Origin of the sequence: Silanimonas sp. (assembly GCF_027531545.1) — a bacterium.
Taxonomy (GTDB): domain Bacteria; phylum Pseudomonadota; class Gammaproteobacteria; order Xanthomonadales; family Xanthomonadaceae; genus Silanimonas.
In genome coordinates, this window is record NZ_JAPZSC010000001.1 from 247,643 (window position 1) to 271,377 (window position 23,735).

25 protein-coding genes and 1 other RNA gene are annotated in these 23,735 nt (G+C 69.8%); 6 read left to right on the plus strand and 20 right to left on the minus strand.

Features of this window, described 5'->3' with window-relative positions; all coding sequences use genetic code 11:
* Positions 1-2 precede the first annotated feature (2 nt).
* The 6 genes from rsmH to rsmI all read right to left on the minus strand — a co-directional run bounded on the left by rsmH (position 3) and on the right by rsmI (position 5,837).
* Positions 3-959, minus strand: coding sequence for a 16S rRNA (cytosine(1402)-N(4))-methyltransferase RsmH (gene rsmH, locus O9280_RS01050; RefSeq protein ID WP_298337739.1), 957 nt, complete (start codon positions 957-959; stop codon positions 3-5).
* A gap of 5 nt (positions 960-964) precedes the next feature.
* The gene (gene mraZ / locus O9280_RS01055) at positions 965-1,411 is read right to left on the minus strand and encodes a division/cell wall cluster transcriptional repressor MraZ (RefSeq protein ID WP_298337741.1); all 447 of its coding nucleotides are present in this window, start codon (positions 1,409-1,411) and stop codon (positions 965-967) included.
* 186 nt (positions 1,412-1,597) lie between these two features.
* Positions 1,598-3,715: a S9 family peptidase gene (locus O9280_RS01060; RefSeq protein WP_298337742.1), complete on the minus strand. Its 2,118-nt coding sequence runs from the start codon at positions 3,713-3,715 to the stop codon at positions 1,598-1,600.
* A 101-nt stretch (positions 3,716-3,816) separates the two neighbouring features.
* A complete protein-coding gene (locus O9280_RS01065) occupies positions 3,817-4,536 on the minus strand; it encodes a 2OG-Fe(II) oxygenase (RefSeq protein ID WP_298337744.1) in 720 nt (239 codons plus the stop codon).
* A 24-nt stretch (positions 4,537-4,560) separates the two neighbouring features.
* Positions 4,561-4,930, minus strand: an RNA gene (gene rnpB / locus O9280_RS01070) — RNase P RNA component class A.
* Positions 4,931-4,997: 67 nt separating this feature from the next.
* Positions 4,998-5,837, minus strand: a complete 840-nt coding sequence (gene rsmI, locus O9280_RS01075) for a 16S rRNA (cytidine(1402)-2'-O)-methyltransferase (RefSeq protein ID WP_298337746.1) — start codon at positions 5,835-5,837, stop codon at positions 4,998-5,000.
* A gap of 56 nt (positions 5,838-5,893) precedes the next feature.
* On the opposite strand from rsmI, the gene O9280_RS01080 reads away from it, so the two are divergent.
* Both O9280_RS01080 and O9280_RS01085 read left to right on the plus strand, forming a co-directional pair.
* A complete protein-coding gene (locus O9280_RS01080) occupies positions 5,894-7,627 on the plus strand; it encodes a penicillin-binding protein activator (RefSeq protein ID WP_298337748.1) in 1,734 nt (577 codons plus the stop codon).
* Between the two features lie 26 nt (positions 7,628-7,653).
* Positions 7,654-8,064 carry a YraN family protein gene (locus O9280_RS01085; RefSeq protein ID WP_298337750.1) on the plus strand — a complete coding sequence of 137 codons (411 nt, stop codon included), beginning with the start codon at positions 7,654-7,656 and terminating at the stop codon, positions 8,062-8,064.
* On the opposite strand, the gene O9280_RS01090 is transcribed toward O9280_RS01085, so the two are convergent.
* The 5 genes from O9280_RS01090 to ribB are packed head-to-tail and all read right to left on the minus strand — an operon-like array spanning position 8,061 to position 11,667.
* Positions 8,061-8,564 (minus strand): phosphatidylglycerophosphatase A, encoded by a 504-nt coding sequence (locus O9280_RS01090; protein WP_298337752.1) that lies wholly within the window; start codon positions 8,562-8,564, stop codon positions 8,061-8,063. The genes O9280_RS01085 and O9280_RS01090 overlap by 4 nt on opposite strands.
* A complete protein-coding gene (gene thiL / locus O9280_RS01095) occupies positions 8,561-9,532 on the minus strand; it encodes a thiamine-phosphate kinase (protein WP_298337754.1) in 972 nt (323 codons plus the stop codon). The genes O9280_RS01090 and thiL overlap by 4 nt, the downstream gene beginning before the upstream one ends.
* Positions 9,533-9,558: 26 nt before the next feature.
* Complete coding sequence (gene nusB / locus O9280_RS01100) at positions 9,559-10,017, minus strand: transcription antitermination factor NusB (RefSeq protein ID WP_297865734.1); 459 nt, start codon at positions 10,015-10,017, stop codon at positions 9,559-9,561.
* A complete protein-coding gene (gene ribH / locus O9280_RS01105; protein WP_298337755.1) occupies positions 10,014-10,493 on the minus strand; it encodes a 6,7-dimethyl-8-ribityllumazine synthase in 480 nt (159 codons plus the stop codon). The genes nusB and ribH overlap by 4 nt, the downstream gene beginning before the upstream one ends.
* Before the next feature lie 52 nt (positions 10,494-10,545).
* Positions 10,546-11,667 carry a 3,4-dihydroxy-2-butanone-4-phosphate synthase gene (gene ribB, locus O9280_RS01110; RefSeq protein WP_298337757.1) on the minus strand — a complete coding sequence of 374 codons (1,122 nt, stop codon included), beginning with the start codon at positions 11,665-11,667 and terminating at the stop codon, positions 10,546-10,548.
* Between the two features lie 289 nt (positions 11,668-11,956).
* Here ribB and O9280_RS01115 point away from each other — a divergent pair, with 289 nt between their 5' ends.
* The 4 genes from O9280_RS01115 (at position 11,957) to O9280_RS01130 (ending at position 16,775) form a co-directional block, all read left to right on the plus strand.
* Positions 11,957-12,523 (plus strand): hypothetical protein, encoded by a 567-nt coding sequence (locus O9280_RS01115; RefSeq protein WP_298337760.1) that lies wholly within the window; start codon positions 11,957-11,959, stop codon positions 12,521-12,523.
* A gap of 184 nt (positions 12,524-12,707) precedes the next feature.
* Positions 12,708-13,403: a response regulator transcription factor gene (locus tag O9280_RS01120; protein WP_298337764.1), complete on the plus strand. Its 696-nt coding sequence runs from the start codon at positions 12,708-12,710 to the stop codon at positions 13,401-13,403.
* Positions 13,404-13,417: 14 nt separating this feature from the next.
* Entirely contained in the window at positions 13,418-14,545 is a 1,128-nt protein-coding gene (locus O9280_RS01125; protein WP_298338359.1) for a HAMP domain-containing sensor histidine kinase, read from the plus strand.
* Positions 14,502-16,775 (plus strand): hypothetical protein, encoded by a 2,274-nt coding sequence (locus O9280_RS01130; protein ID WP_298337767.1) that lies wholly within the window; start codon positions 14,502-14,504, stop codon positions 16,773-16,775. Before O9280_RS01125 ends, O9280_RS01130 begins: the two co-directional genes overlap by 44 nt.
* 60 nt (positions 16,776-16,835) lie before the next feature.
* Here O9280_RS01130 and O9280_RS01135 read toward each other — a convergent pair whose 3' ends face one another.
* The 9 genes from O9280_RS01135 to glyA all read right to left on the minus strand — a co-directional run bounded on the left by O9280_RS01135 (position 16,836) and on the right by glyA (position 23,637).
* A complete protein-coding gene (locus tag O9280_RS01135) occupies positions 16,836-17,513 on the minus strand; it encodes a cytochrome b/b6 domain-containing protein (RefSeq protein ID WP_298337770.1) in 678 nt (225 codons plus the stop codon).
* A gap of 5 nt (positions 17,514-17,518) precedes the next feature.
* Positions 17,519-18,055, minus strand: a complete 537-nt coding sequence (locus O9280_RS01140; protein WP_298337778.1) for a cytochrome c — start codon at positions 18,053-18,055, stop codon at positions 17,519-17,521.
* A 164-nt stretch (positions 18,056-18,219) separates the two neighbouring features.
* Positions 18,220-18,822 (minus strand): riboflavin synthase, encoded by a 603-nt coding sequence (locus O9280_RS01145; protein WP_298337781.1) that lies wholly within the window; start codon positions 18,820-18,822, stop codon positions 18,220-18,222.
* 112 nt (positions 18,823-18,934) lie between these two features.
* A complete protein-coding gene (locus tag O9280_RS01150) occupies positions 18,935-19,396 on the minus strand; it encodes an Mpo1-like protein (protein WP_298337784.1) in 462 nt (153 codons plus the stop codon).
* Between the two features lie 107 nt (positions 19,397-19,503).
* The gene (locus O9280_RS01155; RefSeq protein WP_298337787.1) at positions 19,504-20,247 is read right to left on the minus strand and encodes a helix-turn-helix transcriptional regulator; all 744 of its coding nucleotides are present in this window, start codon (positions 20,245-20,247) and stop codon (positions 19,504-19,506) included.
* Positions 20,248-20,249: 2 nt separating this feature from the next.
* Positions 20,250-21,341: a bifunctional diaminohydroxyphosphoribosylaminopyrimidine deaminase/5-amino-6-(5-phosphoribosylamino)uracil reductase RibD gene (ribD, locus tag O9280_RS01160; RefSeq protein WP_298337790.1), complete on the minus strand. Its 1,092-nt coding sequence runs from the start codon at positions 21,339-21,341 to the stop codon at positions 20,250-20,252.
* Positions 21,342-21,350: 9 nt separating this feature from the next.
* The gene (locus O9280_RS01165; RefSeq protein WP_298337793.1) at positions 21,351-21,836 is read right to left on the minus strand and encodes a GNAT family N-acetyltransferase; all 486 of its coding nucleotides are present in this window, start codon (positions 21,834-21,836) and stop codon (positions 21,351-21,353) included.
* Positions 21,833-22,357, minus strand: a complete 525-nt coding sequence (gene nrdR, locus O9280_RS01170; RefSeq protein ID WP_298337798.1) for a transcriptional regulator NrdR — start codon at positions 22,355-22,357, stop codon at positions 21,833-21,835. The genes O9280_RS01165 and nrdR overlap by 4 nt, the downstream gene beginning before the upstream one ends.
* An 11-nt stretch (positions 22,358-22,368) precedes the next feature.
* Entirely contained in the window at positions 22,369-23,637 is a 1,269-nt protein-coding gene (gene glyA / locus O9280_RS01175) for a serine hydroxymethyltransferase (RefSeq protein ID WP_298337801.1), read from the minus strand.
* Positions 23,638-23,735: the final 98 nt, after the last annotated feature.

The window sequence follows — 23,735 nt, forward strand, 5'->3', positions numbered from 1 at the left end:
GCTCATGCCGCCACCCCCGGCGCCGCGAGCTTCTCGGCCACCCGCAGCACCGCGCTGCGCGCGCGCGGATTCGCGGCCAGCTCGGCCTCGTCGGCCTTGATCGCGCCCGATAGATCGCGCAAGCGCGGCGTGAACGCCACTTCGACCACAGCACGACGGTTCGACGGCGGCGCCTTCGCACGCTCGTTGATGAACTGCTTCGTGATGCGGTCTTCCAGCGAGTGGAAGCTGATGACCGCGAGGCGGCCACCCACCTTCAGCGCCCGCTCCGCGGCTTCGAGCCCGGCGACGAGGTCGTCGAGCTCGGCGTTCACGTGGATGCGGATGGCCTGGAAGCTGCGCGTGGCCGGGTGCGTCTTGCCGTCGCCGCGGCCGAGCAGCTTGGCGATGACGTCGGCGAGGTCCCCGGTGCGCTCGAACGCGCGCTCCGCGCGGCGCGCGACGATGGCCTTGGCGATGCGGCGGCTCTGGCGTTCCTCGCCGTGAACCCAGAGCACGCGGGCGATCTCGGCCTCGTCGGCCGTGTTGACGAACTCGGCCGCGCTCATGCCCTGCGTCGGGTCCATGCGCATGTCGAGCGGGCCGTCGTTGCGGAAGCTGAAGCCGCGCGCGGCTTCGTCGAGCTGCGGCGACGAGACACCGAGGTCGAACAGCACGCCATCGAGGCCGCCGGCGGTTTCGGCCCACTCGCCCAAGCTGGCGAAACTCGCCTGCCGCACGCGGACGCGCGCGTCATCGGCGGCCAGGGCGTTGGCGACACGGATCGCCTCGGGATCCTTGTCCATCACCAGCAGGCGCCCTTCCGGCCCGAGTTGGGCCAGCACGCCGCGCGCGTGGCCACCGCGGCCGAAGGTGCCATCGAGGTAGGTGCCCGCCGGCTTGACGGCGAGGCCGTCCAGCACCGGCGCCCAGAGCACCGGCACATGTTGCGAAGGCGGTGCGGCGGACGCGCTGGCCATCGGCACTAGAGCCGCAAGTCCTGCATCGCCGCACTGACGCCGGCCGACCCGATGGTCTGCCGCATCAGCGCGAGATGCGCCTGCTCGCTCCACAGCTCCAACCGCCCACCCATGCCCATCAGCACGGCCTTCTTCTCGAGGCCGGCGGTCATCCGCATCGACGGCGGCAGCAGCACGCGGCCCGCGGAGTCCGGCTCGAGCGGCGTCGCGGCACCGACCAGCATGCGCTGCAGCACGCGGTGCTCCGGCACGAAGGGCGAGAGCGCGACGATCTGGTCGCGCACGGCCTGCCAGCCGGCTTCGGGGTAGAGGTAGAGCGAGCCCTGGTCGAAGGGGTTGTAGGTGAGCACGAGGCGGTTGCCGCATTCACGCGCGACGACGTCGCGGAAGGCGACCGGAATCGCCAGCCGCCCCTTGTCGTCAATCGTGATGGCCGTCTCGCCCTGGAACATGCCCGTCGGTGGATCCCCACCTTCTCCCACAAAAAACCAGAAATTCCCTCAGGCGCCCACGGTAGGCCCGCGTCAGGGGAGTGTCAATGACTTTTTGGAGGCAAATTCGCTTGGCGGATCAATCGCTTACGCCACACTTCAAGTGTTACTTGAAGTATTTATCCACAGCCCTTGTTTTACTTGGATTCACTCCTCGGCAGGCTGCCGGTAGCGCTCGAACCACGCCAGGATGTTGTCGATCTTGGCGATGAACTGGCTGGGGCGTCCCGTCAGCCCATGAGACGCCTCCGGCACCCGGACCATGGCGGTGGGCACCCCCCGCAGGCGCAGGGCCTGGAAGTACTGCTCGGTCTCGCCCATCGGGGTGCGGTAGTCGGCTTCGCCGGTGAGGAGCATCGTCGGGGTCGTTACCTTGCCCACCAGCGACAGCGGCGAACGCGCCCAGTAGTCGGCCTGTGACTCCCACGGGAAGCCCTTGAACCAGTGGCGGTGGAAGTACGGCGTCATGTCGGCCGTCAGCACGAAGCTGGTCCAGTTGATGACCGGCTTCGCCACGACTGCCGCGCGGAAGCGGTCGGTCTTGCCGACGATCCACGCGGTGAGCACGCCGCCGCCCGAGCCGCCGGTGACGAACAGATTCTTGGTGTCGATGAAGCCGCGCGCGATTACCGCATCCACGCCCGACATCAGGTCGTCGTAGTCGAAGCCCGGATACGCGAGGTGGATGCTGTTGGCGAATTCCTCGCCGTAGCTCGTGCTGCCGCGCGGGTTGGTGTAAAGCACCACGTAGCCGGCCGCCGCGAAGCGCTGCACTTCCACGCTGAAGACGGGGCCGTAGGCCGTGTGCGGGCCGCCGTGGATCTCGAGCAGCAGCGGGTAGCGCTTCGACGGATCGAAACCGGGCGGCGTGACCAGCCAGCCCTCGATCTCTTTTCCATCATGCGAGGAGGCCCAGGTGATCGTCTCGACCTGGCCGAGCGTCTTGTGTGCGAAGAGATCCTCGTTGATCGCGGTCAGCGTGCGCACGCGGCCACGCGCGTCGCTGACGGCCACGTCGCCGGGCCGCGAGGTCGAGGCCTGCACGAAGGCGAAGCGGCCATCGCGCGACACCGAGAATCCACCGCCGGTGTACGGACGGCCGACGTCGCTGGCGCCGAGCGGCGAGGCGATGACGTCGAGCCTGCCGTCCATCGACACACGACCGAGCTTGCGCACGCCGCGCTGGTCGAAGGCCACGTAAAGGTGCCGCCCGTCCGCCGACCAGGTCGGCTGTTCGAAATCGAGGTCGTGCTCGCCGGTGAGATCGCGCACGTTGCCGCCGTCGGCATCCATCACGTACAGCCGGTGGTGCTGGTGACTGACGCGGCGATCATCGAAGCCGAGGTAGGCGACGCGCGTTCCGTCCGGCGACACGGCGGGGTTGGCATCCGGGCCGTCGCGGCGCGTCAAGGTGCGCAACGCGCCGGTCGCGATGTCGACGGCATGGATCTCCGAATCGAGCGGCGCCTGCTCGCGGTCATCGCGCCGGTTCGCCGAGATGTACAGCGTGCGGCCATCGGGCGAGAAGGCGAGCGGGCCGCCGTGGTCGGCGTCCCCGGAAGTCAGGGCGCGCGGCGTGCCGCCCTCGGCCGGCACGATGAAGACGTGGGTGCTGCCGCTGCGCAGCGTGCCCTCGCCGTCCATGCGGAACACCGCGCGGTCCACGACCGTCACCGGATCGGCCCATTCCGCCCCTTCGGGCTTGGCCGGCGGAGCCGCCATCGTCGCTGGCGGGGCCGGCACGAAGGCGGTGAACGCGAGCTGCGTGCCATCCGGCGACCACGTGAGATCGCCTGGCGCTTCCACGAGATCGGTGATGCGCGCGGTCTGCCCGCTGTCCATCCAGCGCACGAAGACCTGCGGCTTGCCGTCGGTGTTCGAGATGAAGGCGAGGCGCGTGCCGTCCGGCGACCAGCGCGGCGAGCGGTGGCTGTCGCCGTCGGAGCGCAGCGGGCGATGCGCGGAACGTCCGCCCTCGGCATCAACGATCCACAGGTTGGCGACCGGGCGATCCTTCATCACGTCGTAGCGAGTGCGCACGTAGACGATGCGGCGACCGTCCGGCGAGATCTGCGCATCGCCAGCGGTTTCCAGCGCGAAGAGATCGGTGCTTTCGAAACGCGCGCTGTTCGAGATCGTCGCGGTCGTCGCGTCCCCGATGGCGGAGGCCGGCGATGGCGGGGCCGCGTGCAGTGGCGCGGCGAGCACCAGCGTGAGGGCGAGCGCGAGGACGCGCGGGAGCGGCGACAACGGGCGAAGCGACATGGGCGAGCGTCCTAGCGGCGAGTGCGCCGGCAAGGGTGGCTGCCGCGGCCGCGCTTGGCAAACCGCAGTGCAGCGCGACGCTCCAGGGCGTCGCGGGGGCCTCAGTCGAGGTGCAGGCCCTTGTAGCGCGTGTTGTGCGGATCGCGGATCTCTTCCGCAGGGCGTTCGGCGGTGTAGTAGTAGGCCGCGATCGACCGCCGATACACACCATCGGGGCAGGCCAAGGGCCGCGGATGGCCGTGGAAGGTGTCGCTGCGGGTGTTGAACACGACCGCGCGGTTCATCAGCGGCGCGATGCTGCGGACGCAGCGGCTGGCCGTCGTGTCCCACAGCTCGAGGTCGCTGCCCCAGGCCGTATCCCAGACGGGATTGAGGTAGACCAGCAGGTTGATGCGACGGTGCAGCTTGAGCGCCGGATGCCAGTTGAAATCGGCATGGATGCCGAGCAGGTCGCCGGGGCGGCTGAGGTGGATTCCGCCACCCAGCATCTTCGGATCGGGGATGAGGCCTTCGATGCCGGTCAAGGCTTCAAGGAATTCGAGGAAGGGCGCGGTGTTGAGCTCCTGCAGCGTGCGGCGCACCAGCGGTGGCAACAGCTGCTCCCTGGAGGTCGCGATCTTCTTCTCGAAGCCCTCGTAGCCGTAGTGGTCCCAACCCACCGGGTCTTCAGGCCGCGGGAACTCGTGCGCCAGCGCATCGGCGGCTTCCGGGCGCAGGAACCCGTCGAACACCGCATGCGGATAGGGATCGGCCGCGGCGTACTCCGCCGATCGCGCCTTGGCCAAGGCCGCGAGGGCGGCCGGGTCGAACACGTAATCCACGCCTGCATCCATCGATGAAGAGGGTGACGGAGCCGGCCGATAAGCCGGGTTCTGTAAGCACCGTTGCCGGTGCCGGCAGCCATTCCTCTCGGCCCCACCTCGCGATGGGGCTCCAGCAACCTACCCGGGTGCGGGCCGGGCCAACCCAATGCACCCCTATTTGGTCTTGCTCCGAGTGGGGTTTGCCGTGCCCTGCGGCGTTGGCCCCGCAGGCGGTGGGCTCTTACCCCACCGTTTCACCCTGACCACGCACCCTTGCGGGCCGTTCGGCGGTCTATTCTCTGTTGCACTTTCCGTCGGCTCGCGCCGCCCAGGCGTTACCTGGCACTCTGCCCTGTGGAGCCCGGACTTTCCTCGGCGGGATTGCTCCCGACGCGACTGCCTGGCCGACTCCGTCAGGGCGCAGTGTACGCGTCGAACGCGGGTCGAAACGGAACGGGCGCTGTCGCGCAACGCACCGATCAGTCGGAATCGCCACCGACGTACAGCGCCTTGCGCGGTGCGCCGCTCAGTTCCGCCGCCAGTTTCGCGGCCTGCGAGGGCTTCAGGTGGGCGGCGAGCTTCGCGTACAAGCGCTTGCCTTCAGCGAGCTGCGCAGCCTCGCGATCGACGCTGCCGCGCACCACCAGTACGAATTCGCCCTTGCGCTGGTTCGCATCGCCGGCGACGGCCTGCTGGATCGCGCCCAGCGTGGGCCCGAGCAGGGTTTCGAAGCGCTTGGTGAGCTCGCGGCCGAGCGTGGCTTCGCGCTCCGCGCCGAACACCGCGACAAGATCGGCGAGCGACTCCTCGATGCGGTGCGAGCTCTCGTAGAACACCATGGTCCGCGTTTCCGACAGCAGTTCGCCCAAGCGCTCGCGGCGCGCGCCGCCCTTCACCGGGAGGAAGCCTTCGAAACAGAAACGGTCGCTCGGAATGCCGGCCACGCTCAGTGCGGCGATGGCCGCGCAGGCGCCCGGAACGGGAACCACCGGCAGGCCCGCCTCGCGCACCGCGCGCACCAGCCGGTAGCCGGGATCGCTGACCAGCGGCGTGCCCGCGTCGGAGACGAGGGCGAGGCTGTCGCCCGCCTGCAGCCGGGCCACCAGCTTCGCGGCGATGTCGCCCTCGTTGTGGTCGTGCACGGCGATGAGCGGGGTGCCGATGCCGAACTGGCCCAGCAGGATCGAGGTGTTGCGGGTGTCTTCCGCGCCGATGGCGGTGACCCCGCCCAGCACGTCGCGGGCCCGGGGCGTGAGGTCGCCGAGGTTCCCGATGGGCGTCGCCACGACATACAGCGTTCCCGCGACGATCTCCGACATCGTGTCCTCCTTTCGACCCGTATCATTCTAGGCCCGGTTCACCGAGATTCCCCCGCATGGCCCGCTGGCTGCTCCTTGCCCTCCTCGTCGTTTCGCTCGCCGGATGCGCTTCGGCGCCCAGTTCGCGACCGGCCACGCCCGCGGAATCGCAGGCGCGCGCGCTCGACGCACAGGGTCGCCACGCCGAGGCCGCGCAGGCCTGGCGCTCGATCGCCGCCACCGCGCGGGGCGCCGACATCGCCATGGCCCGCCTGAACGCGTCGGAGGCCCTGCGCCGGGCCGGCGATGCGGCGGGGGCCCGCGCCGAGCTTGCGGAGGCCCCGCGCCGGCGCCTCACGCCCGAGGACCAGTTCCGCCATGACCTGCTCACTGCCGGCTTCGCATTGGACGACGGCCGCGGCGCCGAGGCCCTCGCACTGCTACAGCAGGACCGCGCCCTCGTTCCCGCCGGGCGGATGGCCGACTGGCTGGCCCTCCGGGCCCGCGCGCTCGATGCCACCGGCGACCGCTTCGGCATGGCCGCCGCGCTCGCCGAACGCGCCGGGCTGCTGCAGGGCGCCGAGCGCGCCGCCGAATTGCGCAACGCCGAGCGCCAGCTGAAGTCGGTGCCGGATGCGGCCCTCGTGCAGCAGGCCGGTTTCCTCGGCGACGAGGCCGCGGTGCTGCCACTGGCCCTTCGCGAGGCGCGTCGTCGCGGCCTGGCCATCACCCGCGCCGCCGCCGCACCCGCCCCGGCGGATCGCCCGCCGCCGGCCTCGGACGGCTACCACCCGCCGCGCCGCATGGCCGTGCTGCTGCCGCTGAGCGGCGAACTCGCGCCAGCCGGCCTCGCGGTGCGCGACGGCCTGCTCGCGGCCTACTACGCCGAATCGCGCACGCGCCCGGCCATCGCCTTCCATGACACCCAAGGCACCGTGGACGGCGCGAAGGCCGCGCGCGACCGCGCCGTGGCCGAAGGCGCCGACCTGCTCGTGGGCCCGCTCGGCCGCGACGAAGTGGCGGCGCTGGCCGCCGCACCGATCAACTCCGCCGCGTGGCTGGCACTGAACCGCACGCCAGTAGCGACGGCCGGCGGCGGCAGCTTCGCCCTCACCCCCGAGGATGAAGGCGCCGCGGTCGCGCAGCGCCTGATCGAACGCGGCCTCACCCGCACCGTGGCGATCGCCGAGGGCGACGACAGCGCGCAGCGCGCGCTGGCCGGCTTCCGCGAGCGCTTCGTCGCCGAGGGCGGCGAGCTGCTGGCGGTCGCACCGATCGATGCCTTCGGTGGCAACGCCGCCGAGGGGCTGGCCACGCTGGCCACCCACGCGACGCGCGCACAGGCGCTGTTCGTCGCGGCCCGCGCGCCTGCCCTGCGCATCCTGATGCCGCAGCGCGAGGAGGCCGGGCTCGCCGCGCTGCCGGTGCTGGCCACGTCGCTGGTGCAATCCGGCGGCGACCCGCGACTGGATCGCGAGCTCGACGGCCTGCAGTACCCGGAACTGCCGTGGTTGCTCGGCGACCTCGTCGGCCCCGGTGATGCGGAAAGCCTCGGCCGTCGCCTGCCCAACGCCCGCGGTAGCGCCGCGCGCCTGTTCGCCTTCGGCTTCGACGCCTGGAAGGTGGCGACCTACCTCGACGCCCTGCGCGGCGGCGCGCAGCTGCGTGGCGCCACCGGCGAGCTGGGCATCGATGCCGCCGGCATCGTCGAACGCGTGCCGGCCTGGGCCGAGTACAGCGGTGGCGTGACGCGCCGCGCCTCGGACGGCGCACTGATGCCGGTGGACGCCACGCCCCCACCGACGCCCTGAGCCTCGAACCCACAAGGACAACGCGCATGGATGCGCCGCACCAAAGGACACCCGACCCACCCGCGGCAGCGACGCGCACCCGGGCGCAGCAGCTCGGCGACGCCGGTGAGCAGGCCGCCCTCGCCTTCCTCGTGGCGCGCGGATTGCGTCCGCTGGCGCGGAATGTCCGCTTCAAGGGCGGCGAGCTGGATCTCGTGATGCTCGACGGCGAGACGCTGGTTTTCGTCGAGGTGCGCCGCCGCGGGCGCAGCGACTTCGGCGACGCGCTCGACAGCGTCGACACGCGCAAGGCACGAAAACTGGTTCTCGCCGCGCGGCTCTACCTGCAGCGTGAATCGCGGCACGCACGGCGCGATTGCCGGTTCGACGTGGTGGGCTTCGATGGCGGAGCCGAACCGCGCTGGGTGCGCGGCGCGTTTTCGCTCGACGATCTCTAGCCGCGCAGCATCGGCCAGAGGGCCAAGGCCAGCTGCAGCACGCCGAAGGTCATCAGGCCGGCCAGGGCGTCGTCGACCATCGTGCCGAAGCCGCCTTTCAGCGAACGGTCGGCCCAGCGCACCGGCCACGGCTTCCAGACGTCGAACAGTCGGAACAGCACGAAGGCGGCGAGCACCCAGGGCCATTCGCGCGGCAGCAGCCACAGCGCCAGCCACATCCCGACGAATTCATCCCAAACGACGAGCGAGGGGTCTTCGATACGGCTTTCGCGGATCGCCCAGCTCGCGGCCCACACGCCGACGACGAACGCGAGGATCAGCACGGCCGCGTAGTCGCGGGGCGCGAGGTCGTGCAACCACAGCCACCACGGCACGATCGCGACGATCGAGCCCACGGTGCCCGGGGCGATCGGCGAAAACCCGGCGCCGAAGCCGGCGGCGATCCATCCGCGGGGGTTTCGCATCATCCGCCGGCGGGTGCCGACCGGCAGCACCGTCATGCGCCGCCCTCGATGAAATGCACGTAGCCACGGCGCGGCGGCAGGGCCAGCGGCAGGCCATCGGCGTCGAACAGGCGCAGCGAGGCGCCTTCGGTGATGCGCCCCACCCGCGTGGCCGGCGTGGCGACGGCGTTGAGCGCGGCCTGCACGGCCTCGCGCTTCTTCGCCGGTGCCGTGAAGCAGAGTTCGTAATCGTCGCCGCCGCTGAGCTGGAGGGCGCGGCGCGCGGGCGCGTGGGGGAAGGCATCGAGCAAAGCCGGCGACACCGGCAGCACGTCGGCCTCGACATCGGCCCCGACGCCGCTCATGGCGAGGATGTGCCCGAGGTCGGCGAGGAAGCCATCGCTCACGTCGATGCAGGCGGTGGCGAGACCGCGCAGGGCGAGGCCCGCACCGAGCCGCGGCGCCGGGCGGTCGAGCCGCTCGCGCAAGCTGCCGGTGCGCAGCATCGGTATGCCGGATTTCCACAGGGCCAAGGCGCCGGCGGCATCGCCCAGCGTGCCGGTCACCCAGAGGTCGTCGCCGGCTTCGGCCCCAGCGCGGGTGAGCGCCTTGCCCTTCGGCACGTAGCCCACGACCGTGACGCTGGCCGCCAAGGGGCCGCGCGTGGTGTCACCGCCCACGAGGGCGATGCGGTGGGTGTCGGCCAGCGCGCTGAAGCCGGTGGCGAACTCGTCGACGAAGGCGCCATCCTCGGTCGGCAAGGTCAGCGCGAGGAGCGCGACGGCGGGCTCGGCGCCCATCGCCGCGAGGTCGGAGAGGTTGACCGCCAGCGCCTTCCAGCCGATGGCCGAGGCCGGCACGCCTTTCGCGAAATGCACGCCCTCGACGAGGGTGTCGACGGCCAGCACCACCTGCTGGCCCTTCGGCGGTTCGATCAGGGCGGCATCGTCGCCAATGCCCAGCGCCACGTCCGGGCGGGACCCGGCGCGCTGGCGGAGGCGATCGATGAGGGCGAATTCAGCCATGCCCGGGAGCGTGCAACCCGCGTGCCTCAGCGGCGGCCCTGGGCCGCCTCGCCGGGACGCCACTCGGCCGCGGCGCGGTCGAGCACGCCGTTCACGTAGGTGTGCCCGTGGTCGGCACCGAAGCGCTTGGCGGTCTCGATGGCTTCATTGAGGACCACGCGGTACGGCACGTCGACGCGGTGCAGGAGCTCGAAGGCGGCGATGCGCAGCACGGCGCGCTCGATCGGATCGACCTGCTCGATGCCGCGATCGAGGTAGACGGCGAGGCGCTCGTCGAGGCCTGCGCGGTGATCGGCCACGCCCTTCACCAGCGCTTCGAAGTACTCCTGGTCGGCCACTTCCATGTCCTGCTCGTGCTGGAACTGGTTGATGACCTGCGGGATCGACGTGCCGGAGACCTGCCAGGCGTACAGGGCCTGCAGGGCGCGGCGGCGCGCGCGCGAACGCGCGGCGGGATCGATGCCATCGGTGCGGATCGGCTTCATGCGGTGGTCTTCTGCCAGTGTTTCAGGAGGTCACTCATCTCGAGGGCGGCCAGCGCGGCCTCCTCGCCCTTGTTGCCCATCGCGCCGCCGGCGCGCGCTTCGGCATCAGCATAAGCCTCGACCGCCAGCACGCCATTGGCCACCGGCAGCTGGAAATCGAGCTGGACGCGCATCAGCGCATCGGAGCAGCCGTCGGCCACCTGCTCGTAGTGGCGGGTGTCGCCGCGGACCACGCAGCCCAACGCGACGATGGCGGCGCAGCCGCCGGCCTGCGCGATCGCCGCGGCGGCCAGCGGGATCTCCCAGGCACCAGGCACACGGACGACGTCGATGCGTTCCGCCTCGACGCCGTTGTCGACCAGCGCCTTGCGGGCGCCATCGACCAGCACGTCGGTGATCTTCGGGTTCCAGCGGCTGGCGACGATGGCGTAGCGGCCGGACGGGTGCGGCCGGAGGTCGCCTTCGAAACGGGGCATGGGCGGGAAGGAAAGCGGGCGGTCGCGCAGTTTACGCCCTCTCGGCCCCGGATCAGCGCAGGGGCAGGTACTCGACCACGTCGAGGCCGTAGCCGCCGAGGCCGATCTGCCGTCGCGGCGTGCCGAGCACGCGCAGGTGCTTCAGGCCGAGGTCCGCGAGGATCTGCGAGCCCGCGCCGTTGCGCCGCCATTCCTGCACCTTGCCGGTGCCGGCCTCGGGCTGCTCGGTGATGCGCGCCAGCAGGGCGTCGGGGGTGACGGCGTCGGCCAGTACCACCAGCACGCCCTCCCCCTCAGCCGCGATCCGGGCCATGGCCTCGGCCGCCGAGCCGCCGAAATCCGGGCGACGCCACTGCAGCACGTCGGCCAGCGGGTTCTTCACATGCACGCGCACGAGCGCCGGGCGCTCGCCCGACGGGGTGCCGCGCACGAGGGCGAAATGCAGTTCGCGGCTGAGTCGGTCGCGATAGGTGATCAGGCGAAACGGGCCGTGCACCGTCTCGATGGCGCGGTCGTCGACGCGCTCCACGGTGTGCTCGGTGGCGAGGCGATGGCGGATCAGGTCTTCGATCGAACCGATCTTCAAGCCGTGCTCGCGCGCGAACACCTCGAGCTCGGGGCGACGCGCCATCGAACCGTCGGGATTGAGGATCTCGACCAGCACGCCGGCGGGCTCCAGCCCCGCCAGCATCGCAAGATCGCTGGCCGCCTCGGTATGGCCGGTGCGCGTGAGCACGCCGCCGGGCTGGGCCATCAGCGGGAAGATGTGCCCCGGCTGCGAGAGGTCTTCGGGCGCGGCGTCGGGGCGCACCGCGGTGCGGATGGTGTGCGCGCGATCGTAGGCGCTGATGCCGGTGGTCACACCCTCGGCCGCCTCGATGCTGACGGTGAAGTTGGTGTGGTGCGGCGAGGTGTTGCTGACGACCATCGGCCCAAGGCCAAGCTGGCGGCAGCGTTCGCGCGTCAGCGACAGGCACACCAGGCCACGCGCGTGCGTGACCATGAAGTTGATGTCGGAGGGCCGCACCAGTTCGGCGGCCATGATGATGTCGCCTTCGTTCTCGCGGTCCTCGTCGTCGACGATGACCACCATCTTCCCGGCGCGGATGTCCTCGAGGATCTCCGGGATCGTCGCGAAGCAATTCGGCTCCGTGGAAGAACCAACACCAGCCATCGTGGACCTCTCCGCTTACGTCGGGCGAGTCAGGCGAACCAACGCCGTTCTCTGGGGATACCCGGGAAGGCGCCGCGGGTCGGGGCGGGAATTCTACCCTCACGCCGAGCCATCACCGCACCCGCGATCCACGCCCCGCAATCGAATCGCAACACCGCCTCAATCCTCACGGGACGCTTCGCAAGCAAGCTCCACCCCGGATGGCCACCGCGGCCGCTCGCCCCGACTCCGGCCCAGACGTCGCGGCCTGCACTCGCTCTTCACGCCGGACCTCACCAGGAGATCCACCTTGCTGCGCATGCTCGTTCTCATGATGGTCGCAACGCTCGGCGCGCACCCCTCCATTCTCGTGGCGGCGCAAACGGCCTCGACATCCCTCGTCGCGAATCCAACGCTGCAAGCGATCGATGATTCAGGCGCACCGCGTGGATGGCGTCTGGACGGAACGGCCGTCGAGGTCGCATCCGACCCCACCGTGACACGGGATGGCTTGAACTCACTCCGTGTCACGTTCGAAAAGGGCGCACCCTATGCCGGCATCGTCCAGAGATTGGATGGCGATAGGGCCAAGGACGCGACGGTGGTCATTGAAGGTTGGCTAGCACGCGACACGGCCACCGCCGCTGTCGGCGTGTGGGCCCGCGCGTTTGACAAGGAAGGCGGGAGCATTGGGTATGCGAACTCATACGAGCTTGACCTGCCGGCCGACAAGCGCTTTCGTCGCCACAGCATCGAGCTGAAGGTGCCGCCCGAAACGAACACCTTGCTCGTCGGTGCGTCGATCTATGGAGACTCCGGCATGGCGTGGTTCGGCGGCGTGGACGCCAGCATCAAGCGCGACAGCGATACTCAGTGAAAGCCATGCTCTCGTTCAACGCGGCGTCCTCTGGCGTGGATGCGCCGAGCATCACCGTTTTCCCTCCCGGCTCTGCCACTCTGGCAGACGCTGGTCGGCTCTAGCGATAGCATCACCACGCCCATGGCGTTTACCGCTGGGGCCCCCTGAGCAAAGCTTGCACCCAACGTCGTCCGGAAAGTCCGTGAAGAACCTGCTGGAAGGCCGCAAGATTCTCATCGCCGAGGACGAACCCGCCTTGGCGGACGTTCTTCGCGCCTACTTGGCGAGGGAGGGCGCCCTCGTCAGGATCGCGCCGGACGGCCGGATCGCCAGCGAAGAGGTCCATCGGTGGCGGCCGGACGTGATCCTCCTCGACATCCGGATGCCCAACAAGGACGGCCTTTCGGTACTGGTGTCGGTGCGGGAGGACGATGCCAACATTCCCGTCATCCTGATCAGCGCGTTGGGCGACGACGTCGACCGTCTTTCCGGATTTCGACTCGGCGCGGACGATTACATCGTCAAGCCCTTCAATCCCCTCGAGGTCGTCGCACGCGCCGCCGCCGTGCTGCGTCGGCAGGAGGGCGCCAAGCAACTTGCATCGACCCCGCCTATCGTCCACGGGGGGCTGCGCATCGAAGTCGAAAGCCGGCGTGCGTTCGCCAACGACAAGCTGATCAACCTGACCCCGACGGAGTTCCGACTCCTCACGACCATGGCACGTCGCCCGGGCCGGATGTTCACTCGGGCAGAATTGGGCGATGCCGTGCTGAGCGAAGTGGCGGCCGACCGGGGCGTCGACGCCCACCTCAGTCGATTGCGCGCGAAGATCGCCATTGTCGAATCGGTGAGGATCGTCGCCATCCGCGGCGAAGGCTACAGGCTGGACATCGAATGATGAATTCCTTGCGGATGCAAATCGCCTGCCTCGCGATCGCGATCAGCGTGGCGGCGGCCCTGATCGCCGCCTTCGTCCCCGACGTGCTGTACTGGCTGCGCGATTACCTCTTCATGGCATCGCTGCCGGCGCAGGAGCAGGAGACGTTGCGCAAGCTCACCGAGGCCTACGGGAGTTGCTCCGGCATCGTCCGTTCCTTCGAGAGCCAACATGGCATCGAGCGCTGGAACCTCAATTACCACGTGGCCCTGACCACCGTGATCGTCGCCACCGCGTTGATCGGCGGAGCCTTGGCGTTCAAGTTGGCGGGTGGCATCGCCGCGCCGATCATCGGACTGTCGCGGGCCGCCAGGGCGATCGCCGGTGGATCGCGCGACGCCGCGCTGCTGCCGCCGCGTTCCGGCCCGCGCGAGGTCGGCGACCTGATCGGCGACTTCGCGCTGATGACCGAATCACTGGCCGCCGCGGATCGCGACCTCCGCTTGCGGTCGAACGGCATCGCGCACGAACTGCGCACGCCCTTGGCGGTGATCCGCGCCCGATTGATGGGCGCGAAGGACAAGGTGTTCGTCGCGGACGGGGCGTTTTTTGACAGCCTGCTCGGCCAGGTCTCGCAGATCGAGCGCCTCGCCAGCGACCTGAGCATGCTCTGCGACAGCCAGGGCATCGGGTTCTCGCTTGAGCGCGCCCCGACCTCGGTCGACGACGTCGTCGATGCGGTGATCCACTGCCTCGAGCCGATGGCGGAGGAACACCGCGTGGACCTGACGCGACAGAGCAGCGGGCGGGTGATCGCCGACGCCGATCCCGCCCGCCTGGAACGGGCGATCTCCAACCTGGTCGAGAACGCGATCCAGCACGCTGGCGCCACCCGGGTGACCATCACGGTGGAAGACGTCGGCGATCAATGCCGGATCATCGTCGTCGATAACGGTCGCGGCTGGCCGGTCAGCGATCCCGAGGCGCTCAAGGAGCCGTTCGTCACCGGCGACTCCGCGACCCGAGAGCGCAGCAAACGCACGGGCCTTGGCCTTGCCATCGTGCAGGCGATCGCACGGGCGCACCAAGGCTCGCTCGTGCTGGAGAGTTCTCCTGGCGGTGGCGCACGAGCAGTGCTCACCATACCGAAGACGATCAACTGAACGAGAAGGCAACGCGGCCCGCGCGCAACGGTCCCGCAATCGAGAGCGCATTCTCCCGAAAGGCTTCGAAACCATCGTGCATGCACCAACCCTGCACGAGAACGTCGACATGCCCGCGTCACCGGATCGCCACCGCGCACTCAACCTACTCGCACTTTCGATTGCCCTTGCCATCAGCTCGCCAGCGCGCGCGCAGGCCGAGGACGCCGCAAAAGCAGACACAGGGACGCGGACCTACGCGCCAGAGTTCTTCGCTTCGTCCGCGCCGGTCAATGCCCTGCAGATGGTCGAGCGCGTGCCCGGGTTCACGATCGACGAGGGCGGCATGGAACGCGGCTTCGGCACCAATGCCGGCAACATCCTGATCGATGGCGAAAGGCCGTCCACCAAGTCCGACGACATCCGCACGCTCCTCGCCCGCATCCCCGCGGATCGCGTCACGAGGATCGAGCTGATCGAGCGCGCCGGCGTCAACCAGGAAGCGCAAGGCCAAAGCCGCATCGTGAATGTCGTCCGAAGTGCGAGCACCGGGGCCAACGGCACCTACACGCTGGGCCTCGGCGTCGACGAGGACGGCGTCGCCCGGCCGTTCGGCCAGTCTGCGCTGTCCTTCGAGCGGGGAGGAACGCAGTACGAGCTCGGCCTGGATTACCGGAACGACCTGTACCAGCTGTCCGGGGCCGAAACGAACTACGACGCCGCACGCTTGGCCGATCGCATCCTGGGCATCGGCATCGACAGCGACAGCCGGCAAACCGCCGTGACCGGCACCGTCCGCGGCGCCGTGGGATCGGCGCGTTGGGGGGTCAATGCAAGGCTCGATCGTGATTCGTACACGACCGTCCGGATCAGCGACGTCTTCAACCCGCAGGGGGCCTTGCAGGGTCGGGAAGTGCTTGAAAGCGGATCGCCGACGAACCGCGACGGTTTCGAGCTGGGCGCGGACCTTGAGTTCAGCCCCATGCCATCGATCACCACCAAGCTGGTGGGGCTGTACAGCAGGTACGACATCCTGTCCCGCAACGATCTTTCGCGGTCTGGACCGGGCCTCTCCGCACTGTCGCAGAGCTCACGCAACGACAACCGCGAGGATGAAGCCATCCTGCGGATCGGCAACACCGTCGCCGCCGGCGACCGCCATTCGATCCAGTTCGGCGTCGAGGCGGTCCGCAACCAACTTCGCGGCCGCTTCACCAGCGCGATCGCGGGCCTTCCCCCGCTGCCCGCGTCGAACGTCGATGTCAGCGAACTCCGTATTGAGCCCTTCATCTCCGACGTGTGGTCGATCCGTCCGACATGGAAGATCGAGGCCGCGATGATCGCCGAGCGATCGACGCTTCGCGTCCGCGGCGATGCCACGGCGAGCCGACAGTTCCTGTTCTGGAAGCCCCGCCTCGTGTCGACGTGGACACTCGACCCTGTCACGACCCTCGATCTTCGTTTCGAACGACGGGCGGCGCAGCTTGATTTCAACGACTACGCGACGTCCGTCGATCTCGGCCTGGGCGCCCTGGTCGATGCCGGGAATGCCGAGCTGGTGCCGGAACGGACCTCGACCTTGACGGCCACGCTGCGTCGCGCGTGGCTGGGCAGGGGCAGTGGCCAGGTCCGCGGGTGGATCACCCACATCGACGATACGCAGGATTTGGTTCCGATCACGATCCGCGACGGCACGGGCGCGATCGTGTCGGTGGTCGACGGCCCGGGGAACATCGGCCGCGGCCGCGAATGGGGGGTTTCGCTGGACTTGAGCCTGCCTCTGGAGAAAATGCTCCCGCTCGGCGATTCCGGGGAGGTCACGCTCACGTATGCCGGGACGTACCGGCACAGCCGCGTCACCGACCCGGTCACCGGCCTGGAACGGCGCTTGCAGCCGAAATTCGGACCGTCCTGGGCCCCGGAGCAGCAGCACGCCCTCGCGCTGCGCCATGACGTCCTCGACTCGCCCTTCGCCTGGGGGGCGAACCTGGACTGGTCGTCGAGCCAGACGCGCTACTTCTATGGCCAGACCCTGCGCTTCGGGGAAACCCCCTCGCTGGGTCTGTTCGCGGAGTATGCGGTGGCACGCGGGAAGTTCCGGTTCGAAGTCGACAACGCCAACAGTTACGACATCGGCCGGGAACGCGTCTTCTATGCCGGAAGCCGGGCGGACGGCGTGGTCGCGGGCTCGGCATCGCGGACGCTGAATCGCAACACGCGCGTGCTGCTCTCGTTCAACGGCCGTTTCTGAACAGCCCGATGAGGATGGGCCAGCGGTGTCGCGAAACACCGCCGGCCTTGCTCGAAGGGATCAGGCGAAGCGGACCAGCGCCCAGACGCCCGCGGCGACGAGGGCCCCGAGGACGATGGCGCGCGACAAAGGCGCCATGAAAGGCGCGGGTCCCTGCAGATCGGCATCGCGCCCCGTCAGCATCGGCACGATGAGGTTGCGGCGTTTGAGCACGGCATAGGCCAGCGCGGCCACGATGTGCAAGGCGACCACCGCCTGCAACACGGTGAACCCCCATTCGTGCACGTCCCCCAGCCAGCGGGTCATGCGCCCGCCGACCCAGCCGCTCAGCGGGGCTTCGACCACGAAGAGATCGCCGCCGGAGAGAAACAGCCCGGACAACGTCTGCACACCCACCAGGAGCAGGAGCAGGATCACGGCCAGTGCGCCGGCGGGGTTGTGCCCCGGATGGGCCGGAAGCGGTCCCGGGCGGGCGAGCTCACGAAGGTGTTCAAGCACGGCGGCCGGACCGCGGACGAAGTGTCGAAACCGCGCGGTCTCGCTTCCGACGAAGCCCCACGCGACCCGAAAGAGCACCAGGCCCAACGCGCCATAGCCGAACAGCATGTGGCGCTCCCAATCCTCGTTCTCCGCCGTCCACCAGGAGCCGGCGAGACAAACGACCAGCCCCCAGTGGACGACCCGGACCGGGAGGTCCCAAACGCGAAGGGACCGTTCGGAATCAGCCGGAGCGGTCATGGGGATCAGTCCAGCTTGTAACTGTCGTGGCAGGCTCCGCACTCGCGGCCCACGGCGTTGAGGGCCGCGCCGATGCGGGCCCGATCGCCCGTGGCGGCGGCCTGCACCAGACCGGGGAGTGTCGCCTCAAAGCGCTTCTGGAGGGCGAGGAACTCCGCCTTGTTGGTCCAGATTTCGGGTTTGGCTTCGCTATCGCCCACGCCGACGGCCGTTCCTTCGGGCCACCAGTCACCGATGCGGCGCCCGGTCTCTGCAAGGGTGGCCGCCGCCGCTCGGGCGTCCTCGGCCGTGCCGCCCTCGCCCTTGACGAAGGTATCGAGGGTATTCATCGCCCGCCCAAGCGTCTTGAAGTTGGCCTTTCTCTCCTCGACCTGGGCGACCGGATCGGCCGGAGTGGAGCCCGCTTGGGCCGAGGCGCCCGAAGCAACGCCCAGAAAGGTGCTGGAAAGGGCGGCCAAGACCAACGGGCCAAACAAACGATTTGCTTTCATCGACTTCTCCGTTGCTTTCGCTGCCGGACGGCGGGCCGGCACCGTGGTCATCCGACGTTCGGCCCTCATGGCCGGACTTCGCCGGAAGCCCAGAGACGAGCGTGCGGCGCCAAAGACGCAGGACGATTGGTGCGCTGTTGCGATTCGATTGCGGGCGGAGCGTCATGCGGCCGAACGGACCATCGGCGCGTCCGATCGGCCAGAGGGAAGGCCCGTCAGGCCCAGCCCTCGGTCTCGGCGAGACGGGCGACATAGCGCGCCACGGTGTCGACCTCGAGATTCACCGGGCTGCCCACCGGCATCACACCGAAGCCAGTGTGGGCCAGCGTGTGCGGCACCAGCATCACCTCGAAGCCCGCCTCATCCACCGCGTTGACGGTGAGCGAGGTGCCATCGACGGCGATCGAGCCCTTGGTGGCGATGAAGCGCAGCAGGGCTTTCGGCGCGCTGAAGCGCCAGCGCTGGCCGCGAGCGTCGTCGTGCACCGCTTCGACCGCACCAACGCCATCCACATGCCCGCTCACGAGGTGGCCACCGAGGCGGTCGCCGACGCGCAGCGCGCGCTCCAGGTTCACGGCCGCGCCCACGGGCAACGCGCCGAGCGTCGTCAGGACGAGGGTTTCCGTCGAGACATCGGCATCGAAGTGCGCGGTGCCGAAGGCGACGACCGTCAGGCAGACGCCGTTGCAGGCGATCGACTCGCCCAGCTGCACGTCGTCGAAGGGCATGGCGCCGACGGTGAAGCGCAGGCGCACGTCGCCCCCGAGGGGCGTGCGGTCGACGAGGCGGCCGACGGCCTGGATCAGTCCGGTGAACATCGCGGGGTCCCGAGCGGAGAGCCCGCGATTATAGGGAGCGCCCCCGGGCCGGGCGTCGCCGTGGTGGCAACGCGGCGTTGCGCGGCGGCTGGCGAACCGCGCCGCGGGCGGCTCAGTAGGGCAGGCCGGCCTTGCGGAAGGCCTTCACCAGCAGGAACAGCGGCCCGACCAGCAGGAACTGCAGGTCTTCGAGGAAACTGGGCTTCTTGCCTTCGATCTTGTGGCCGACGAACTGCGCGATCCAGGTGACCACGAAGGCCGCCAGCGCGACCCAGCCCGCGTGGGGCAGGACGAAGAACGACGCCACCGACGCGGCCGTGAAGCCCGCCATCACCACCGCCATGGGCACGGACAGGCGCAGGTAGTACACGAGCGAGGCCGCGACGAACGCGTAGCAGAGCCACGGGTGCACGACGAACATCAACGCCAGCGTGCACCAGACGATGATCGGCACGCAGACCCAATGCACGGCGACATTGGTCGGGTGGCGGTGCGATTCCGCGTACTGGCCGACCAGCACGTCGATGCGGCGGCGTTCGCGGGGCTGCGGAAGGTCGGCGGCGGTGGTGTTCACGGCGAGGCTCCAGTCGGACGCTGGCAGCCTGCGGTCCCAAGGCCTTGGCGGCATGAACCAACGCACTGAGTTTGCGCAGGGGACGAGATCGAAGGCCGCGGTCGGGCTCAGCGCCCCGGCGACAGCGAGGACGGCGCGGCGCCGATGATCCGCCGGAAGCTTCGCGACAAGTGCGCCGCATCGGCGAAGCCGGTGGCATGCGCCGTGGCCGTCACCCCCTCCCCGGCCTGCAGCCGCGCCGTGGCTTCGAGCAGGCGCCGCCACAGTAAGTAGTTGCGCACCGGCAGGCCCGTCGCTTCGCGGAACAGCACCTGGAACCGGCTCGGCGACAGGTGCGCACGCTCGGCCAGCGAACGGTGCGTCCACGGCGCGAGCGGCTCGGCCTCGAGGGCCTCGAGGGCGCGCTTCAACCGGGCATCCGCGGGCGCTTGCACCGCCAAGCCCGGCCAGCACTCGGCGCACCAGCGCGCGGCCAGCGCCTCCACCGCACCAGCCTCCGCACCGGCCTCCGCATTGGCGCCGGGTCGCGCCAGCGCACGCAGGGCGTCCAGCAGGGCGGGCTCCGGCGCCCGGGCTTCGCCCCCGGCCTCGCGCCAGGCCTGCCACGCGCGCGGCCCGACGTCGAAGAAGAGGTAGGCGATCAGCGCGTCACCGCCGCGGATGCGATGCCGCTCCATCGGGGCGAAGGCCGCGAAACGACTCGTGCTTGCCCCGACATCGTCGCGCTCGACCCGGAAATCCTCGTCCAACGCCACCATCGCCTGCAGCGCGCGATGGGCGTGCCAGCCCGAATCCGCGGTTCGTGTCAGCACCAGCGCGCGCTCGCGGAAGAAGTGCAGGCGCGCGGGCATCGTCAGTGCTTCGGCCGGTAGGTGAGCCGCAAGTCGCCGTCCTCGAAAGCGTGCACCTCGAGGCGTTCCAGACCGAAGCGCTCGTCCATGCGTTCGATGCCCAGGCCGCCGAACAACGGACGGCCGCGCTCGCCCAGCACCACCGGTGCCACGTAGAGCAGCAGTTCATCGATCAGGCCGTCGCGCAGGAAGGCCCCCGCCAGCGTGGCGCCGGCTTCGACCTGCACTTCGTTCACCTGCCGCGTGGCCAGCTGCGCGAGCACGGCGAGCAGATCGAGGTGGTCGTCGCGGCGCGGAACGGCGAAGCCCTCCACGATGGGGCCGTAATCGGGAACGATGTCGTCGGCATGGGCGACCAGCGTCGGCGCCTCGCCGTCGAGCAGCCGGCAGGCCCGTGGCAGCGCGCCATGGTGGTCGAGCACCACGCGCATCGGCGGCACCACCTCGACGCCCTCGGGCACGCGGGCGGTGAGCCGCGGGTCGTCGGCGAGTACCGTGCCAAGTCCGGTGAGGATCGCCGAGGCGCGCGCGCGGTACGCCTGCACATCGGCCCGTGCGGCCTCGCCGGTGATCCATTTCGATTCGCCATTCGCCATCGCGGTGCGGCCGTCGAGGCTCATCGCCAGCTTCACGCGAACCCACGGGCGGCCCTGGCGCGCACGCATCAGGAAGCCGCGGTTCAACCATTCGGCCTCCTCGGCGAGCAGCCCGTGCTCGACGATGATGCCGGCCGCCTGCAGCGCGGTGAAGCCGCGGCCGGCCACGGCGTGGAAGGGATCGCGGATGGCCGCCACCACGCGCATCACGCCGGCGGCCACCAGCGCATCGGCGCAGGGCGGCGTGCGGCCGAAATGCGCGCAGGGCTCGAGCGTGACGTAGGCCGTTGCCCCGACGGCGCGCGTCCCGGCTTCGCGAAGCGCATGCACTTCGGCGTGCGGCCCTCCCGCCCGCTGGTGCGCGCCGCGGCCGACCACGTCGCTGCCGTGCGCGATCACGCAGCCCACCATGGGGTTCGGCTTGGTGGTGAAGGCGTGCTCGGCGGCGAGGCGCAGGGCCTCGGCCATGTGGCGGCGGTCGAGTTCGGAGAACGGCATGCGCGAAGCCTACGGCACGCGGGTGAGGACATCGACGGCCTGGCCGCCGACGCGCGCGGGCGTTTCGAGGGCCCAGCCGAGGCGCTCGTAGAACGCGCGATGCTGCGGCGTGAACAGCCGCAGCCGCGGAATGCCGGCGGCGGCGGCCCGCGCCACCAGCGCATGCACCAAGGCTTCGCCGAGGCCGCGACCGCGCGCCTCCGGCGTGACGAACAGGCTGGCCAGCCACGGCCCGGGCAAAGCGGCGAGTTCCGGCGAATCCTCCGCGACAAGGCTCACCGAGCCCAGCAAGGCGCCGTCGTCGGCGAGGGCCACCAGCGTCGTGGGCACGGCCGCCTCGGCGCGGGCGGCGTCGAGCAGCTCGGCCAGCGCCTGGTCTTCCGACCATTCGGCATAGAGCCCGGCCCACTCGGCGTGGTGCCAACGGGCCAGGGTAGGAAGCCAATCGAGGGCTTCACCCGCCGGCACAAGGCGCCAGCGCGCGTCGGCGCTCATCCCTTCTTCGGCTTGGCCGGCTTCGGCACCGTGTCTTCGAGCGGCAGGTCGAGGGTCTGCGCGGCCGGCAGGTCGCGCTGCAGCTTCTCGATCTCCTCGCGGAAATCCTGCACGTCCTCGAAGCTTCGATAGACCGAGGCGAAGCGCACGTAGGCGACCTGGTCGAGCAGCTTCAGCTGTGCCATCACGAACTCGCCGACGCGCCGCGACGGCAATTCACGCTCGCCACTCTTGCGCAGCTCGTTCACCACGGCGAAGACCGCGGCATCGATCTGCTCGGCCGGCACCGGGCGCTTCTGCAGCGCCTTTTCGAAGCTGACGCGCAGCTTGCGTTCGTCGAACGCCTCGCGGCGGCCATCACTCTTGATGACCGCCGGCAGGCGCCACTCGACCTGTTCGACCGTGGAAAAGCGCTCGCCGCAGGCCGGGCATTCCCGGCGGCGACGAATGCTGCTCCCGTCCTCGGCCACGCGCGAATCGATCACGCGCGTGTCCTCGTGCGGGCAGAAGGGGCAATGCATCCGTCAGTGGCTCAGCCGTAGACCGGGTACTTGCGGCACTGCGCCGTCACCGCGTCGCGCACGCGGGCCAGCACGGCCGCATCGGCCGGGGCGTCGAGCACGTCGGCGATCCAGTTCGCGAGTTCGACGCAGTCGGCTTCGACGTAGCCGCGGGTGGTGACGGCCGGGGTGCCGATGCGCAGGCCCGAGGTGACGAAGGGCGAGCGCGGGTCGTTCGGCACCGAGTTCTTGTTGACGGTGATGTGCGCGGCGCCCAGCGCGGCCTCCGCGTCCTTGCCCGAGACCTCGCGACCGATGAGGTCGATCAGCATCAGGTGGTTCTGCGTGCCGCCGGAGACGATCTTGTAGCCGCGGGCGATCAGGGTCTTTGCCATGGCCTGCGCGTTCTTCAGCACCTGCTGCTGGTAGGCCTTGAATTCCGGCTCCAGCGCTTCCTTGAAGGCCACAGCCTTGGCGGCGATGACGTGCATCAGCGGGCCGCCCTGGATGCCCGGGAAGACGATGCTCTGCAGCTTCTTCTCGAGTTCCTCGGCCTTGTCGCCGGCGCCGGCCTTGCTCAGCACGATGATGCCGCCGCGCGGGCCGCGCAGGGTCTTGTGCGTGGTGCTGGTGACGACGTGCGCGTGCGGCAGCGGGTTCGGGTAGACGCCCGCGGCGACGAGGCCGGCGATGTGCGCCATGTCGACGAAAAGGATCGCACCGACCTTGTCGGCGATCGCGCGGAAGCGCGCCCAATCGAGCACTTGGCTATAGGCGGAGAACCCCGCAATGACCATCTTCGGCTGGTGCTCGACGGCGAGGCGCTCGACCTCGTCCATGTCGATGAGGCCCTGCTCGTTCACGCCGTACTGCACGGCGTTGTAGAGCTTGCCCGAGGCGTTGACCTTGGCGCCGTGGGTCAGGTGGCCACCGTGGGCCAGCGACATGCCGAGGATGGTGTCGCCCGGCTGCAGCAGGGCCATGAACACGCCCTGGTTGGCCTGCGAGCCCGAGTGCGGCTGCACATTGGCGTAGTCGGCGCCGAACAGCGCCTTGCAGCGCTCGATGGCCAGCTTCTCGGCGACGTCGACGTACTCGCAGCCGCCGTAGTAGCGCTTGCCCGGGTAGCCTTCGGCGTACTTGTTGGTCAGCACCGAGCCCTGGGCTTCCATCACGCGCGGGCTGGCGTAGTTCTCCGAGGCGATCAGCTCGACGTGGTCTTCCTGGCGCTGCCGCTCGGCGGCCATGGCCTGGGCCAGTTCGGTGTCGTAATCGGCAATGCGCATGCTGCTCGGGAACATCGGGCGGGCCTCGGGCGAAAGGAAGCCGCCATTGTAGCCGCTCCCCTCCCCCCGTCCCGGCCGACGTCCCCGTCCCGGCCGACGTCCCCGGCCCGCAT